This is a genomic window from Xanthomonas prunicola, from assembly GCF_002846205.1.
Taxonomy (GTDB): domain Bacteria; phylum Pseudomonadota; class Gammaproteobacteria; order Xanthomonadales; family Xanthomonadaceae; genus Xanthomonas; species Xanthomonas prunicola.
Window position 1 is genome coordinate 111632 of sequence record NZ_PHKV01000002.1, and the last position, 15599, is coordinate 127230.

A 15599-nucleotide genomic window follows, 5' to 3' on the forward strand; every position below is an offset into this window, starting at 1 on the left:
GTCTCTTTGTTGATCTTGGGAACGTCAGCGGCGCAAGCGCAGCAGCGACGTCGTCATATCGGTGGGATCGGAGCCGCGTGCGTTTGCAGCGGCAGTGCGCAGCGCCGCAGCATGTGCACAGCAGCAATCGTCCACCGCCACGCGGCCGTCGATGCCCTCTTGACGTGCGAGCCGAGCGGCGACCTCCGCGCCCAGTGCCGAGACGGTAGCCAGGCTGGCGGTGATGGGGTGATCGTGGCCGGCCGCAGGCTGCAAGCGAAGTGCGCTCAAACGCCATGCGTCGCCGCGCAGGCGTCCGGCCAGGCGGCGCCATAGCCGTTCGCCGACGCCCAGCTCATGCGTGTCCGTTGGCAGTGGTGGCAGCCGCGACACCAGGCGGTCCCAGTTCAGGAAATCGCTGTCGGGCAACAGGCAGAGCCGCCAACAGCAGTGTCCTGCGGCATCGAAGAACCAGATGCTTTCGCGCACGCCGTCGCTGTCGACTTGACGGCACGCCGCCGCTGCAACCGCGTGCTGCCAACCATCCAGTTCGTTGCCCAACGCGGGCCGATATAGGCATAGCACTTTGCCCAGGGCCGCCAGCTGCTGCGGTCGCGGCAACGCCGCGCGGCTGGCACGGGCCTGCGAGGACAGCGGCAATGCGCGGACGTTTGGCATGGCCGCTACCAGCTCACAGCCAGGCTGATCGAGGCAGTGCGCCCGGCACCGGTGAAACGATCGAGCACCATGCTGCTGGCCAGCGTGCCGTTGGGCAGCGCGTTCCAGTCCACGTAACGGCGATCGGCCAGATTGAAGATGCCGGCAGTGACGTTGGCGCCGGGTGCGAACTTCCAGTGGCCCATTAGATCCAGCGTGGCGTAGCCGGCCGGCGCGTAATAGCTGTCCAACTGCGGACGACGTTTGCGGGCCACGAAGGTGCCGATCAATTCCGCCCCCCAGCACTCGCTGTCGAAGGCAACGCCGAGCGTGCCGCGCAACGGGTCGACCGAATTGAGCGGGGTACCATCGGTGAGGTTGTCGCCCTCCGAATAGGCAACCGCACTGTTCACCGACCAGCCCTGCCAGTCCGCCAGCGCGCCCAGATCGATTCCCCCTCGCGCTTCGGCCCCCCTGATCACCACATCGTCCACGTTGCGCGACTGGAACAGTGCCAGCCCCTCGGCGTTCACGCCGGCCGGCGCATACGATTCGATGAAGTTGCGGTAGTCGGTGTAGTACACCGCGAGCCCGAGATAGCCGACCGCGTCGTTGAAACGCAGCCCCAGTTCGCCGCCGCGACTGGTTTCCGATTTCAGGTCCGGATTGGCGATGGCGGTGTAGCGGGCCTGCAGATTGGTAAAGCCAATATTGACGTCGTTGTACGGCGGGGCACGAAAGCCATGCGCATAATTTGCGTACGCCGACCATGCATCGGAGAACCGCCACACCGCGCCGAACTTGGGCGAGACCTGGGTTTCGTCGACGGTCTCGGCTGCCACCCCCGGATTGTCTTCGCGGAAGATGTCGTCTACCTGCGGCGACAGGCGAAAGTAATCCACGCGCACACCCGGCGTCAGCGACAAACGCCCATCGAGCAGGCCGATTTCGTCCTGCGCATACACCCCGAGCTTGGTGGTTTCGCTCATGGGGAAATCGCGTACCGGGAACACGTCCTGGCCGACGCGGTTACTTACCGCACCATTGGCAAGATTGACCGAATAGCCATCGCGCTTGGCGCGCGTATCGGTCCAGGTACCGTCCAGGCCATAGGTGATCTCGTGGCTGAGCGTTCCGGTGTCGATGGATTTATGCGCGTTGACCAGCAGCCCGTAAACGCGCTGATCGAAGGTGTGTTCGTTATGCCGACGCGTGTTGTTGCCGCGTAACTCGTTGGTGCGCTGCAGGCTCTCGCTGTCCTGGCGATACAGCTGCCACTGCAGATCGTCGGCCAGGGCGGAGTCCAGCGCATCGATTTCATTCCGCAGCGATACCCGCGCACGGGTCTGATGATCGCGCCCCTCCTGCGACAAAATGCGCAGCGATGCAGTCGGGCTACGCATGTCGATACCCGTCAGCGCATCGATGCTGCCGTAGTCTTGGTTGCCTTCGACAGTGAGTTTAAAGCGCTGTTGCGTGCTTGGCGCGTACACCAGCTTGGCCAGCACGCTGCGACCATCAATGCGCTGCGGATTGGCCGCAGTACGGGTGAAATCGCGGCTGCGGTTGTCGCCCTGGTTCTGCGTCTCCTGGCCCTGGCGATGACTCACCGCCACCATGCCGCTCCAGCGCTCGCCGCCGAACGCACCGGTAGCACCGGCGAACATGCCGTTCCAGTCGCCTTCATAGCCGAATTTCAGGCCGACGTAGCGGTGCTTGTCGGCGCTCAGATAATCCGACGGATCCTTGGTGACGAAGGCGACCACGCCGCCTAGCGCATCGGAGCCATACAACGAGCTGGCCGGCCCGCGCACCACTTCCACGCGCTTGAGCGTTTCCAGGTCGACGAAGTTACGGTTAGCGTTGAGGTAACTGCCGAAACTGAAGGTGTCCGAGACAGGCACATTGTCCACCAGAATCGCCACGCGATTGCCATCCAGCCCGCGGATACGGATGCCGTTGGCACCGGTGAAGCGGCCGCTGGTGCTGGTGACCGAGACGCCCGGCGTGTAACGGAACAGATCCTCGAGTTCGCGCACCAACTGGTTATCGAGCTGTTCGCGATCAATCACATCCACCGTGCTCGGCACATCCACCAGCGCACGCTGGGTGCGTGTGGCGGTGACCTGCAACCGGGCGAAGTCGTGCACTTCACGCGCAGTCTCGGCGCCGGCATCGAGTTCGGCGGCGTAGGCAGACAACGAGACAGCAGGCAGCGCAAGCGACAGCGCGACCACCAGCGGATGCAGGCGAATCATCAGAAACCTTTGCGAAAACCCTCGGCGGCGCGCACCGCGGCACATGCCGCTAGTGGCAAACGAGGGTGGAGCGTTGAGTGGCGGGCGGCGGCGGCAGCGCCCGTTGCGATCATCCGGCACTCGCGTTCAGCGAATGCGGCGGTATGAGGTGCGATGGCGACCGAGCGTTGCGTGCGGCAAAGGATCGCGTGAGCGGCGCTCGGGGTGCGCGCACGATCGCGTTGCAACAGCGGCCGCACCCACTCGGTGGTGCGCAGCCTTGAGCTCTTTGCTGGATTACTTGGTCAGGATCAGCTTGTCGTTGCTGGTATGGCGCAGGCGATAGACGCGGTCGCCATGCTGGATCAGCACTTCACGCCGGCCCTTGAGCAGCGCTTCGCTACTGATGAGGTCTTCTGCAGGCACAGCACGCGGCGTGGCGCGGTCGCGCAGGTTGACCGGTTCGGAACGAAGCAGCACGGGGTGAGCGGTCATGATCTGGATCTCCAGTCGGTTGGCACAACAAATAATAACCATTCTCATTTATTGATCAAGAGCCATTCTCATTTGAAGGGCTTGATGTTTGGATTGTTTTACGCATTTCGATTCACACAGCCAATCAAAATGCCCGCAGCCAACCGACGTCGGGCATCACGGATCTCGCTCAGTGTGTCGTCGTAGCGCCCATCCCGATTGGGTCGGCTGGGCGTCGCCCATGATCTGGCACGCGCACAGGCGTGGATGACGAAGGCGCGCCCACACGCATCAGCCGGACAACAAGCCGGTGACTCAGCGCGTACTCGACTCCACTCGCGCCCAATCGGCCTCATCGACCTGATTCAAGGTGTCCAGGGCGCCGAGGTTTTCTTCCAATTGCATCACCCGGCTGGCGCCCAGGATCACGCTGGACACATGCGGGTTGCGAAGGCACCAGGCGATGGCCAGCCGTGCCGGCGACTGCCCAAGCTCGGCGGCCAGCGCGCAGAACGCGCGCGCACGCTCGAGCCGGCGCGCTTCTGGTGCGCCCAGCACTTCGTCCTGCAACCACTGATTGCCCGGCTGGCCTAGACGGCTGTCGGCCTCCACGCCGGCGTTGTACTTGCCGGTCAGCAGGCCAGACGCCAGCGGCGACCAGATCGTGGTGCCCAGCCCGCCTTCGCACAGCGGCGCGTATTCGCGCTCCAGCCGCTCGCGGTGTAGCAGGTTGTACTGCGGCTGCTCCATCGCAGGCGCATGCAGGTGTTCGCGCTCGGCAATGGCGATGGCCTGGCGCAACTGCTCGGCACTCCATTCGGAGGTCCCCCAGTACAGCACCTTGCCCTGGCGGATCAGCGTATCCATGGCGCGGACGGTTTCCTGGATCGGCGTGTCCGGATCGGGCCGATGGCAGTAATAGAGATCCAGGTACTCCACCCGCAGGCGCTTGAGCGCGGCGTGGCAGGCATCGGTGACATGCTTGCGCGAGAGCCCGCGTTGGGTTGGACGCGGGCTGTCCACCGCGCCGAAAAACACCTTGCTCGACACACAGAAGCCATCGCGTGGTAGCCGCAGATCGGCGATCACGTCGCCCATCACTTCTTCGGCGCGGCCGCGCGCATAGACCTCAGCGTTGTCGAAGAAGTTGATGCCGTTGTCCCAGGCGGCGGCGATCAGATTGCGCGCTTCGCTGCGCCCGATCTGCTTGCCGAAGGTGACCCAGGCACCGAACGACAAGGCCGATAGCTGCAGCCCGGTGGAACCCAGACGACGGTAAAGCATGGCGAACTCCCGCAACCTCCAGGGCACCTGCCCCGGACCGGCGTGCGCAGTGTAGGCCGTGGCGTCGTGTAGGCAACAGCACGTGGCGTGTCCAGCGCTGCGTTGAGCAGCGTCAGCCGTCGCACTCTGCAAGCGCGGTGTCACACCTGGCGGGAGCGTTTGGCGATCGAGCCCCACGGCAAAACAGGTGGCGTGTCCCAACGTGGATGCGCGCTGCGCATCGACCTCTTCTCGGCTCGACACCTGTTCGCCCGGTGCGTCGGTGCTGATGCGTGCGTTGTCTCCCTTGCGTTCTCTGCAAGTTCTGCGCGCGTGATTCGGTCTACTGCAGGCGCTTGCACCCTCAGCCAGTGAGGGACACACCGCGCGCATGTCCGTGTCGTCTCCTACCCGGCATCCATGCCGCGTAAGGTCCACGCCGTTAAGCGCGCAAGCGCCAGTATTGGTTGTCGGCAGCTCAAGACAAAGCGGCATCCAGATCATTGGCCGTGCTTCTGGATGTGCTCCTGACGTGGCCTTCGCCGGCGAGCACAAGCGGTGCGGCAACATCAATTGCAGCATCCATTGATGCGATGCCGTCCTCTAGCGATTGATTGCGGATCACCGGCCGCAAATCCTGGGAGCGTGGCATCGCATCCGGAGGCGGGATCGTTGGCGCCGTGTCTGCCGCCATCGAGGCTCCATGGATGGATTGACGGCGTATCCTCACACCGGATGCGGCGCCGCGCCTCGATAAACCAGCCCATGACGCCGGCAGACACGGATGCGTGGGATCCCAGCACGACCGGCACGCACACCATCGCCACCGATCGCAATCGGTCTTCGATAGCAGACACCCTTTGGCCACTGCGGCTGATGCGGCACCGGCAACAGTGATTGCTGCGACAGATCGACTGCACTCACCCCGACAAATCCGAGTCCCACCGGCCAGGCATCCGCACGCGCGCGTGGTCTGGTGCGCACCTCACCTGTGCTGATGCCACGACCGCAGCCGGCAGCGCGGCCACGATGTGAGACGCCGCCCCGTCAGCGCCGTGAACTGTCGACTTTGCGCAAGCACAGCCCACCAGCTCGCTAGCGCAGGTCTGCCCGGGCCCGCCGCATCTCGGCTGCAGGCCAACCGGGAGCGTCTGAATGCCGCTCACCTTGCCCCCTGTCACCCCCTGCTCTAGGCTTCCTGTTTTGCCGTCAGCAGCTTCGGGGATTGGAATGGTCGAAGGTTTGGGGAGGATCGGTTTCGGCCTGTTCGGTCTGGCGGTGCTCATCGGCATCACCTGGCTGTTTTCGAGCAACCGCCGCGCGATCGACTGGAAGCTGGTCGCCACCGGTCTGGCCTTGCAGATTTCGTTCGCCGCAGTGGTGTTGCTGGTGCCGGGCGGGCGCGACGTGTTCGACGCGCTGGGCAAGGGTTTTGTCAAGGTGCTGAGTTTCGTCAATGAAGGGTCCACCTTCATTTTCGGCAACCTGATGAACATCGACAGCTACGGCTTCATTTTTGCGTTCCAGGTGCTGCCCACCATCATCTTCTTCTCGGCGCTGATGGGCGTGCTCTACCATCTCGGCGTCATGCAGGTGGTGGTTCGTGCGATGGCGTGGGCGATCACCAAGGTGATGCGCGTGTCCGGTGCGGAAACCACCAGCGTGTGCGCCAGCGTCTTCATCGGTCAGACCGAAGCACCGCTGACGGTGCGCCCATACATCCCCAAGATGACCCAGTCCGAGCTGTTGACGATGATGATCGGCGGCATGGCGCATATCGCCGGGGGTGTATTGGCGGCGTACGTCGGCATGCTCGGCGGCAGCGATCCTGCACAGCAAGCGTTTTATGCCAAGCATCTGCTGGCCGCCAGCATCATGGCCGCGCCCGCCACCTTGGTGGTCGCCAAGTTGTTGGTGCCAGAAACCGGCACCCCGTTGACCCGCGGCACGGTCAAGATGGAAGTGGAAAAAACCACCAGCAATGTGATTGATGCGGCTGCGGCCGGTGCCGGCGACGGCTTGCGCCTGGCGCTGAACATCGGCGCGATGCTGCTGGCCTTTATCGCGCTGATCGCGCTGATCAACGCACCGCTGACCTGGCTGGGGGACGTCACCGGCGCGGCCGCGCTGCTCGGCCGCCCGACCAACCTGTCGACGATCTTCGGCTACGTGCTGGCGCCGATCGCCTGGGTGATCGGCACCCCATGGATGGATGCGACCACGGTAGGTTCGTTGATCGGGCAGAAAGTGGTGATCAACGAGTTTGTCGCCTACAGCGAGTTGTCGCGCATCGTGAAGGGTGAAGTGCCGGGCGTGGGCCTGAGCGCAGAGGGCCGCCTAATCGCCACCTACGCGTTGTGCGGTTTCGCCAATTTCAGTTCGATCGCGATCCAGATCGGCGGGATCGGCGGGCTCGCGCCAGAGCGTCGTCACGATCTGGCCAAGTTCGGCCTGCGTGCGGTGCTCGGCGGTTCGATCGCCACCTTCATGACCGCGACCATCGCCGGCGTGCTGTCGCATTTCGGTTGAGGCGGCGCGGGTTCATCGGCGTAACGGTCTAATCACTGCACGCCGCGTTTCATCCAGTCATTCAAGTCAGTCATTCAAGGCAAGGGTATTTATGAGTTCGGTCGTCGTTGTCGGGTCATTCAATGTCGATCACGTGTGGCGCTGCGATGCCTTGCCAGTGCCGGGTGCCACCATCGCCGGGCGCTACAGCACCGGCCCGGGCGGCAAGGGCTTCAATCAGGCAGTTGCGGCCGCACGTGCTGGCGCCAAGACACATTTCTTGTGCGCGTTGGGCGACGACGCCGGCGGTGCGCTGGCGCGTTCGCTGGCCGCGCAGGATGGCTTTGCGCTGATCGCCGAGCCGAGCAATGAACCCACCGGCACCGGTGGCATCTATGTCGACGGGCACGGCCGTAACACCATCGTGATCGGTGCCGGCGCCAACGCCGTGTTGAGCCCTGCCTTCATCGACAATCAGCGTCCGCTGATTGCTGCGGCGAAGGTGCTGCTGGCGCAGCTGGAATCGCCAGCCGAGACCATCGAGTCGGCATTGGCGCTGGCGCACGAATGCGGCGTGCTGACCGTGCTCAATGCCGCACCGGCCAATGCCCCGACCTCGATCGGCCTGCTCAAACTGTCGGATGTGTTGACCCCGAACGAAACCGAATTTGCCGCCCTGCTCGGTCGCCATGTCGGCGAACGCATCAACGCCGACGATGTCGCTGCGCTGGATGGCAATACGTTGCACTCGCTGTGCCGCAAGTTGTTGCCTGGCGGTAGCGTGGTCGTCACCCTGGGCGCAGTGGGCGCCTTTATTTCGCACGCCGAAGAACAACTGCGTGGCGACAACCAAGCGCATTATCGGGTGGGTGCGGAAAGCGCGCAGACCATCGACACCACCGGTGCCGGCGATGCCTTCAACGGCGCGCTGGTGGCATCGCTGGCGCAGCTGCCGGCTGCAAGCTTCGCAACCCACGTGCGCTTTGCCACGCGTTATGCGGCCCGCTCTACCGAGGTAGAAGGCGCGGCTGTATCGATGCCGCGGCTGCGCGCGGACGACTGACGCCGCGTTTCATGGCGGTTCGGCGTGCGCCGCATGCGCACGCCGTCGATACAGCACCCACCTCGGTGCACCCAGGTCTCCTGGAAGAATGCATGCGCGTGTCTCGCGCTCCATGATGACTGCAACAAGCGGGCAACCTCGTCGCACGGCATTGCGCTCGACGAGGTGACACTGCGATGACCGCATCGTCTTCTCGCAGCGCTGCGCACGCTCTGCTGCTATCGGCACGCCACCTGATGCGCCATCGCGCCCAGGCGTGACCGAGCGCTGCTTTCTGTGCTCGAAAAGCGAAAGCGCATTGCATAAAGCGTGCTGACCTGCTGCGCGCGCTAGCGCGTTGTCACGGGTTCACTACTATCGCCGCACCACCGGGCGCACCACGACCATTGCCTGTTGTCATGCGAGGCCGCCTTTGGCGGCGCGGCTTGCCAACATGCGGCCTGCATCGCCGAGCTGGCGCACTCCACGCCAAGCAGTCGGCAGTGCAGCGTGCGCCTGGCCCTGCCCCTCCCAGCTCAACGGAACAACCGATGATCCTGCGTCGCTCGCGCAAGCAACTGCTGCTTCCATGCGTCTTACTTTCCTGCCTGCTCAGTTCCTGTGGCGGCCAAGATGCCCCCGATACCAGCGCCGCTGCGACACCATCGCCCGCGGCAACGGTCACCGTGAGTGCTCCCCGCGCCATGACGTCCGCCACCACGCCGGCTGCCACGACAACGGCGAACACGCGTCCCGATCCGTCACTACGCCGCACTCTCTCGCCCGACCAGCCGATGTTCGTCATCGCCGCCGACACCTGGAATGCTGCCGACCCGCAGAAGATCATCGACCTGATTCCCGCCGATCTACGCCCGTATTCGGTTTTGTTGATCTCGCTGTCGATCAATCACAAAGGTGCCACAGGGAATCAGTGCAACTGGATCCAAGTGGAAAACGGCATCGAAACCGCGCGCTCGTGGATCAAGACGGCGGCCGCCAACGGGGTCTGGGCGATGATCCAGCCTTCTAGCGGCGGCTTCAGCCACTTCCCCGACTACCCTGCCGGCACCGACCTGGAATCGACCGTCTACGGCGAATTCTTCCGCGACTATCCGAACTTCCTCGGTTTCAATTATGCCGAGCAGTTCTGGGGATTCGATGAGCCCTGCTCGGTGTCGGCGGCGCAGCGCTGGGAGCATTGGTCCAACCTGCTCAAGCTCACCAACAAGTACGGCGGCTACCTGGCGGTGAGCTTCACCGGCGGCTACTGGGGCGCGAACATCAATCCACTGGCGATGGTCAAACGCAACGAAGCGCTCCGCAGCGCGCTCGGAAGTTACTCCAAGAACTTCATCATCGAAGAAAAGTTCACCGCCAATTACGGCTTCCACGATATCGAAAGCCTCAGCCTGGGCATGTTCCTGTCCGGTTTCGCTGGCCACTACGGCATCCGCCCGGACCGCACCGGCTGGTACGCCGCCGATGGCAGCAGCTATCCGGTGCAGGCAGGTGCGCCGCACTTGATCGAGCACTTAACGCTGACCGGCGAAACCTATTTCGACGGCCCGGAGTTGATCACCGCCGACACCGTGCACAGCCTGCCCAATGGGCTGACCGCCGATGGCTACAGCACCAGGCGCTGGGAATTTTTCCCGCAGTTCAAGAACATCCACATGGATGTCTACCGCAAGATCATCGATGGCACCTTGCGCATCCCCAGCCGCCAGCAGGTGATCGACCGGACCAAGGTGGTGGTGGTCGACGACACCACCAGCGGCAGCGACCAGACACTGTATGCATCGCCGGAAACGTTGTTCTCCGGCCTGTATGTGATGGACGACGACGGGACGTATCTCAACCAGCACAGCTGGTACAAAAAGAGCGGCCGCTATCCGGCCATTCCGACCGTGTGGCAACTCACGGACGATGCGGCCAAATCGTTTCCGGTGCAGATCAAGCGCAGCGAATACGCCACGCGTTGGCCCAGCATCGCGGCCAAGACCCAGGAGTTGAACGCGCTGTTTCCGCAGGAATACAGCGGCGATATCTACGCAGGGCGTCAGGACAACACCTGGGTGACCTACAACCCGTACAAGACCAATCAGAGCGCAAGCGGCACGCTGGATCTGAAGTACAACACCTGCGCATCCGTCAAACTGACCTACGGGCCTTACACCACCGGCGTCATCAAGGAATTCTCCGACGCGCTGTCGATCTACCTGACCAATTTCGATTCCGAAACCGGCCCACTCAAGACCGACACGATCGCCATCAGCGGCGCAAGTGCTCCCCCCACTTACACCTTCTCCGATCGCGGCGAGCACCAGGCCAGCAAGATCACGGCCACACCCAGCAGCGCTGGGCTGACACTCAACGTCGCCCACAACGGCCCGCTGGACATCACCGTGAAATGTTCCGGCCCTGCCACCGGGCGCCTGAGTACGTTCCCGACCGCCAACATCCAGGCACCGGCCGCACCAGCAACCTACACCGGCGTCCGCCAGTACGAGGCCGAAAACTTCGATTTCCTGAGTATCGGCAGCCTGGTCGCCAATGGTCTCTACGGCGCAGTCCGCAATTACCAGGGCATGGGATATGTGGACTTCGGGGGCAACCCGGGCGCACGCCTGCGGACCACCGTCACTGTTCCCGCGACTGGGACCTACACGTTGAGCACTCGCTATTCCGCCCCCGGCGGGAGCCTTAGCACCGTCGACCTCTACGTCAACGGTGTGCGGGTCGGGACGCCGGCATTCACGCAGACCAGCTCGGCCAGCGAGTGGGCCAGCAGCCCGCAGACGGCAACGCTGACTGCCGGCAACAACGTGGTCGAGTATCGCGCGCGCGCCGCCGCGCAGACCAAGCTCTATCTGGATAATCTGGCCATCTCGCAATAAGGGCACTGCACCGTCGCTAGCGGCCCGCCCGCGGTGGCGGCAGGCGGCAACACACGGCAGGCAAGGACGCCTGCCGATACACTATGGCCATGCAGATTGGCCCCTACTCCATTGTCCCCAAGGTGATCCTCGCCCCCATGGCGGGTGTCACCGACAAGCCGTTCCGGCTGCTGTGCAAGCGGCTGGGTGCTGGGCTGGCCGTGTCGGAGATGACCATCTCCGACCCGCGTTTCTGGGGCACGCGCAAGTCGCTGCACCGCATGGATCATGCTGGCGAGCCGGACCCGATCAGCGTGCAGATCGCCGGCACCGAGCCGCAACAACTGGCCGAGGCGGCGCGCTATAACGTCGACCACGGTGCGCAACTGATCGATATCAACATGGGCTGCCCGGCCAAGAAAGTGTGCAATGCCTGGGCCGGCTCGGCGCTGATGCGCGATGAAGACCTGGTGGCACGCATCCTCACCGCGGTGGTGCAGGCGGTGAACGTGCCGGTGACGTTAAAGATTCGCACCGGTTGGGATTACGACCACCGCAACGGCCCGGTGATTGCGCGCATCGCGCAGGACTGCGGCATCGCCGCGCTCGCCGTGCACGGGCGCACCCGCGACCAGCATTACACCGGTAGCGCCGAGTACGCGACGATTGCGCAGATCAAGGCCGCGCTGCAGATTCCGGTGGTTGCCAATGGCGACATCGATTCGCCGCAAAAAGCCGCGCAGGTGCTGCGCGACACCGGCGCCGATGCAGTGATGATCGGCCGCGCCGCGCAAGGGCGCCCGTGGATCTTCGGCGAAGTGGCGCATTTCCTCGCCACCGGCGAGGTATTGCCGCCGCCGTCGCTGGCGTTCGTACGCGACACCTTGCTCAGCCACCTGGAAGCGCTGCACGCGTTCTACGGCCAACCGCAGGGCGTACGCATCGCGCGCAAGCATTTGGGTTGGTATGCCAAGGACCACCCGCAAAGCACCGACTTCCGTGCGGTGGTCAATCGTGCCGAAACACCGGAAGCGCAACTGGCCCTGACGCGCGATTACTTCGATGCCTTGATCGCCGGCGTGCCGCCCGCCTTGTCGGACGCTGCCTGAGTTTTTCTGCTTGCTGGAGCCGCATGCATGAGCACACCGAGCGACACCCCAACCTATCTGCACGGATTTTCAGCGACCGAACAGGCGCGTCTGCTCAAACAGGCGCGCTTGCTGGAAGCCACGTTGTTCAATCAGATCGATTACAGCGGCGCACGGCGCCTGCTGGAAGTGGGCAGTGGCGTCGGCGCGCAGACTGAAATCCTGCTGCGCCGTTTTCCCGAGTTGCATGTCACCGGTGTGGACTTGAGCGAGGCACAGCTGGGTGCGGCGCGGGCAAATCTCGAACGGCTGGCGTGGTGCCGCGAGCGTTACAGCCTGCAACAGGCCGATGCGAGCGACCTACCGTTCGAGGCGCGTCAGTTCGATGCGGCATTTCTGTGCTGGGTGCTTGAACACGTGCCCTCGCCTGCGCGCGTGCTCAACGAAGTGCGGCGCGTGCTGCTGCCCGGCTCGCCGGTCTACGTGACCGAGGTGATGAATGCCTCGTTCTTGCTGCATCCGTACTCGCCCAATCTGTGGCGCTACTGGATGGCGTTCAACGATTTCCAGCATGACCAGGGTGGCGACCCGTTCGTCGGTGCCAAGTTGGGTAACCTGCTGCTGGCGGGCGGTTTCCGTGACGTGCAGACCGAGATCAAGACGCTGCATCTGGACAACCGCGAGCCGGGCCGGCGCAAGACCATGATCGGCTTCTGGGAAGAAGTGCTGCTATCGGCGGCCGAACAATTGCTGCAAGCCGGCGCGGTCGACGCAGCCACCGTGGATGGCATGCGCCGCGAGCTGGCGCAGGTGCACAGCGACCCGAACGCGGTGTTCTTCTATTCGTTCGTGCAGGCGCGCGCCACGGTCTATTGAGTTGCCGATGCGGGCGCGGCGGCCGGAGCGCTGGCGTGTTCCAGGTCGCCGGTCAGCACGGTACTGCGGGGCTCATGCCAGATGCGCTGCCACATCTGCGCCAGCACCGCACCGATCTGATCGCGTGCCACCGGCGCGCGGTACGCCGCCTGCACCTGCCGCGGCACGATCGGCTGCCACTGGCCGTTGTCGCGATGGGCAACCACAAAGTTGAAGTTGTAGTCCGGTTCCAGGCCCATGCGCAGGTCGCTCAGCATCAGGTCGTCATCGACCAGGCGCGCCCGCATGAAGCCGCGATTGAACCAGGTCAGCCGGCGCACCGAGTCGAACGCGGCCACCTCGCCCAAGGCCTGGGTATTGCTGGAAAACCCGCGAAAGTGCATCGGACCGGTATCTGCCACCAGTGAACGCTCGCCGATGACATAGCCGCTGGGCGTCATCGCCACCACGCGCCACAGCAACGTGTTGAGCGGCATCGGCACCGAGAACCGCGGCGCATCGGCCAGGCCCATCGCCGCCAGCGCGCGATCGGCTTCGCGGTCCACCAGCTGCTTGGCGATCAACGACCAGCCCAGATACGCGGTACTCGCCACCAGCCCGATCACCAGCACGTGCCGCGCAAACGGGCGCGCGCGCGCAAACCATGCCACCACGCAGGCCAGCAAGAGCCACAGGGTGTACGCCGGATCGATGATGAAGACGCTCGACCACATCGTCGGATGCGGATGCAGCGGCCACCACAGCTGGGTGCCATAGACGGTGAATGCATCCAGCAGCGGGTGCGTGATCAGAGCCAGTTGGATCGCCCAGAACCAGCGCGTGGGCGCAGCGGCCACCCGTCCGTTGCCGTAGCTGCGGAACAGCCACCAGATCAACCAGCCCACCAGCGGCAGCACGAACAACGAGTGGCTGACGCTACGATGCGCCGTCATCAGCGTCACCGGGTCGTCGGTCAGCGGCAACAGCGCCAATGCGTCGAGGTCGGGCAAGGTGCCCAACGCCGCGCCGGCCAACAAGGCGGCACGCCGCTGCCCGGGCGGCGCGATGGCGGCAGCGATGGCGCCGCCAAGAACGATCTGGGTCAATGAATCCATCGGCCGATGCTAGCAGGCCGGACATGCACGGGTAGGCGTGTCGGGCGCGGCAGTTGGCCGGTCGGCACCCGTCCGTCACCGGGCAGTTAATCCTCGCGCCGATGCGTGGGGCGGGGGGCCGTGCGTCCGGCCGGTAGGCACCGACACCGGCTTAACCCCAAAGCGATCCATTCAGGCGCACAATGCAACCGAAACACGGTGCGTGTATCATCCGCACCCATCTTTTCATCCGAATAAAGGGATATAAGCCTGATGTCCAGCTACCTGTTCACCTCCGAATCGGTCTCCGAAGGCCATCCGGACAAGATCGCCGACCAGATCTCCGACGCAGTGCTGGACGCCATCCTGGCCCAGGACAAGCGCGCCCGCGTGGCATGCGAGACGATGGTCAAGACGGGCGTTGCGATCGTGGCCGGCGAAGTGACCACCAGTGCCTGGATCGACCTGGAAGCGTTGACCCGCAAGGTCATCCTGGACATCGGCTACAACAGCTCCGACGTCGGCTTCGACGGCGAGACCTGTGGCGTGCTCAACCTGATCGGCAAGCAGTCGCCCGACATCAACCAGGGCGTGGACCGCAAGAATCCCGAGCAGCAGGGTGCTGGCGATCAGGGCCTGATGTTCGGCTATGCCACCAACGAAACCGACAGCTTCATGCCGGCGGCCATCCACCTCTCGCACCGTCTGGTCGAGCAGCAGGCCAAGATCCGCAAGAAGAAGAACTCGGCGCTGTCCTGGCTGCGTCCGGACGCCAAGTCGCAGGTCACCCTGCGCTATGAAGACGGCGTGGCGACGGCGATCGATGCGGTGGTGCTGTCGACCCAGCACGATCCGGGCGTGAAGCAGAAAGATCTGATCGAAGCGGTGCGCGAGGAAATCCTCAAGCCGGTGCTGCCCGCCAAGTGGCTGCACAAGGGCACCAAGTTCCACATCAACCCGACCGGCAAGTTCGTGATCGGCGGCCCGGTGGGCGACTGCGGCCTGACCGGTCGCAAGATCATCGTCGACACCTACGGCGGCTGGGCCCGTCACGGCGGCGGCGCGTTCTCGGGCAAGGATCCGTCCAAGGTCGACCGTTCGGCAGCCTACGCTGCGCGTTACGTGGCCAAGAACGTGGTGGCTGCGGGCCTGGCCGACCGTTGCGAAGTGCAGGTCTCCTACGCCATCGGCGTGGCCGAGCCGACCTCGATTTCGGTCACCACCTTCGGCACCGGCAAGATCGCCGACGAGCAGATCGAAAAGCTGATCCGCAAGCATTTCGACCTGCGCCCGTTCGGCATCATCCAGATGCTCGACCTGATCCATCCGATGTATCAGCAGACCGCGTCTTACGGCCACTTCGGCCGCAAGCCGAAGGACTTCACCTACACCGACGGTACCGGCGCGCAGCACAGCGCGACCTCCTTCTCGTGGGAAAAGACCGACCGCGCCGACGCACTGCGTGCGGCCGCCAAGCTGAAATAATCACGCTGCTCCTGCCGGAGCAAGCGAGATGCGTGATGACT

At 64.2% G+C, this 15599-nt stretch carries 12 protein-coding genes; 6 read left to right on the top strand and 6 right to left on the bottom strand.

The window, feature by feature from the left end:
* Positions 1-24 precede the first annotated feature (24 nt).
* The 5 genes from XpruCFBP8353_RS07060 to XpruCFBP8353_RS23365 form a co-directional block, all read right to left on the bottom strand.
* Entirely contained in the window at positions 25-657 is a 633-nt protein-coding gene (locus tag XpruCFBP8353_RS07060) for a ChuX/HutX family heme-like substrate-binding protein (RefSeq protein ID WP_101362607.1), read from the bottom strand.
* A gap of 5 nt (positions 658-662) precedes the next feature.
* Positions 663-2894: a TonB-dependent hemoglobin/transferrin/lactoferrin family receptor gene (locus XpruCFBP8353_RS07065; protein WP_101362608.1), complete on the bottom strand. Its 2232-nt coding sequence runs from the start codon at positions 2892-2894 to the stop codon at positions 663-665.
* A 276-nt stretch (positions 2895-3170) separates the two neighbouring features.
* Positions 3171-3410: a hemin uptake protein HemP gene (gene hemP, locus XpruCFBP8353_RS07070; RefSeq protein ID WP_207759614.1), complete on the bottom strand. Its 240-nt coding sequence runs from the start codon at positions 3408-3410 to the stop codon at positions 3171-3173.
* Positions 3411-3662: 252 nt separating this feature from the next.
* Entirely contained in the window at positions 3663-4631 is a 969-nt protein-coding gene (locus XpruCFBP8353_RS07075; RefSeq protein ID WP_101362610.1) for a potassium channel beta subunit family protein, read from the bottom strand.
* 457 nt (positions 4632-5088) lie between these two features.
* Entirely contained in the window at positions 5089-5304 is a 216-nt protein-coding gene (locus XpruCFBP8353_RS23365) for a hypothetical protein (RefSeq protein ID WP_133125629.1), read from the bottom strand.
* A gap of 536 nt (positions 5305-5840) precedes the next feature.
* Here XpruCFBP8353_RS23365 and XpruCFBP8353_RS07080 point away from each other — a divergent pair.
* The 5 genes from XpruCFBP8353_RS07080 to XpruCFBP8353_RS07100 all read left to right on the top strand — a co-directional run bounded on the left by XpruCFBP8353_RS07080 (position 5841) and on the right by XpruCFBP8353_RS07100 (position 13000).
* The gene (locus XpruCFBP8353_RS07080) at positions 5841-7139 is read left to right on the top strand and encodes a NupC/NupG family nucleoside CNT transporter (RefSeq protein ID WP_101362611.1); all 1299 of its coding nucleotides are present in this window, start codon (positions 5841-5843) and stop codon (positions 7137-7139) included.
* Between the two features lie 91 nt (positions 7140-7230).
* Positions 7231-8181 carry a ribokinase gene (locus tag XpruCFBP8353_RS07085; RefSeq protein ID WP_101362612.1) on the top strand — a complete coding sequence of 317 codons (951 nt, stop codon included), beginning with the start codon at positions 7231-7233 and terminating at the stop codon, positions 8179-8181.
* A gap of 530 nt (positions 8182-8711) precedes the next feature.
* Positions 8712-11057, top strand: a complete 2346-nt coding sequence (locus tag XpruCFBP8353_RS07090) for a glycoside hydrolase family 98 domain-containing protein (RefSeq protein WP_101362613.1) — start codon at positions 8712-8714, stop codon at positions 11055-11057.
* An 89-nt stretch (positions 11058-11146) separates the two neighbouring features.
* Positions 11147-12145, top strand: a complete 999-nt coding sequence (dusB, locus tag XpruCFBP8353_RS07095; RefSeq protein ID WP_101363065.1) for a tRNA dihydrouridine synthase DusB — start codon at positions 11147-11149, stop codon at positions 12143-12145.
* 27 nt (positions 12146-12172) lie between these two features.
* The gene (locus XpruCFBP8353_RS07100; protein WP_101362614.1) at positions 12173-13000 is read left to right on the top strand and encodes a methyltransferase domain-containing protein; all 828 of its coding nucleotides are present in this window, start codon (positions 12173-12175) and stop codon (positions 12998-13000) included.
* On the opposite strand, the gene XpruCFBP8353_RS07105 is transcribed toward XpruCFBP8353_RS07100, so the two are convergent.
* Positions 12994-14094 (bottom strand): metal-dependent hydrolase, encoded by a 1101-nt coding sequence (locus XpruCFBP8353_RS07105; RefSeq protein ID WP_101362615.1) that lies wholly within the window; start codon positions 14092-14094, stop codon positions 12994-12996. The genes XpruCFBP8353_RS07100 and XpruCFBP8353_RS07105 overlap by 7 nt on opposite strands.
* Before the next feature lie 252 nt (positions 14095-14346).
* Here XpruCFBP8353_RS07105 and metK point away from each other — a divergent pair, with 252 nt between their 5' ends.
* On the top strand, positions 14347-15558 hold the full coding sequence (metK, locus tag XpruCFBP8353_RS07110) for a methionine adenosyltransferase (RefSeq protein WP_005910819.1): 1212 nt from the start codon (positions 14347-14349) through the stop codon (positions 15556-15558).
* Positions 15559-15599: the final 41 nt, after the last annotated feature.

Bases quoted from the DNA above. Each gene is read 5' to 3' on its own strand.
- XpruCFBP8353_RS07060 (WP_101362607.1), bottom strand. From the start codon at position 657: ATGCCAAACGTCCGCGCATTGCCGCTGTCCTCGCAGGCCCGTGCCAGC.
- XpruCFBP8353_RS07065 (WP_101362608.1), bottom strand. From the start codon at position 2,894: ATGATTCGCCTGCATCCGCTGGTGGTCGCGCTGTCGCTTGCGCTGCCT.
- hemP (WP_207759614.1), bottom strand. From the start codon at position 3,410: ATGGTTATTATTTGTTGTGCCAACCGACTGGAGATCCAGATCATGACC.
- XpruCFBP8353_RS07075 (WP_101362610.1), bottom strand. From the start codon at position 4,631: ATGCTTTACCGTCGTCTGGGTTCCACCGGGCTGCAGCTATCGGCCTTG.
- XpruCFBP8353_RS23365 (WP_133125629.1), bottom strand. From the start codon at position 5,304: ATGGCGGCAGACACGGCGCCAACGATCCCGCCTCCGGATGCGATGCCA.
- XpruCFBP8353_RS07080 (WP_101362611.1), top strand. From the start codon at position 5,841: ATGGTCGAAGGTTTGGGGAGGATCGGTTTCGGCCTGTTCGGTCTGGCG.
- XpruCFBP8353_RS07085 (WP_101362612.1), top strand. From the start codon at position 7,231: ATGAGTTCGGTCGTCGTTGTCGGGTCATTCAATGTCGATCACGTGTGG.
- XpruCFBP8353_RS07090 (WP_101362613.1), top strand. From the start codon at position 8,712: ATGATCCTGCGTCGCTCGCGCAAGCAACTGCTGCTTCCATGCGTCTTA.
- dusB (WP_101363065.1), top strand. From the start codon at position 11,147: ATGCAGATTGGCCCCTACTCCATTGTCCCCAAGGTGATCCTCGCCCCC.
- XpruCFBP8353_RS07100 (WP_101362614.1), top strand. From the start codon at position 12,173: ATGAGCACACCGAGCGACACCCCAACCTATCTGCACGGATTTTCAGCG.
- XpruCFBP8353_RS07105 (WP_101362615.1), bottom strand. From the start codon at position 14,094: ATGGATTCATTGACCCAGATCGTTCTTGGCGGCGCCATCGCTGCCGCC.
- metK (WP_005910819.1), top strand. From the start codon at position 14,347: ATGTCCAGCTACCTGTTCACCTCCGAATCGGTCTCCGAAGGCCATCCG.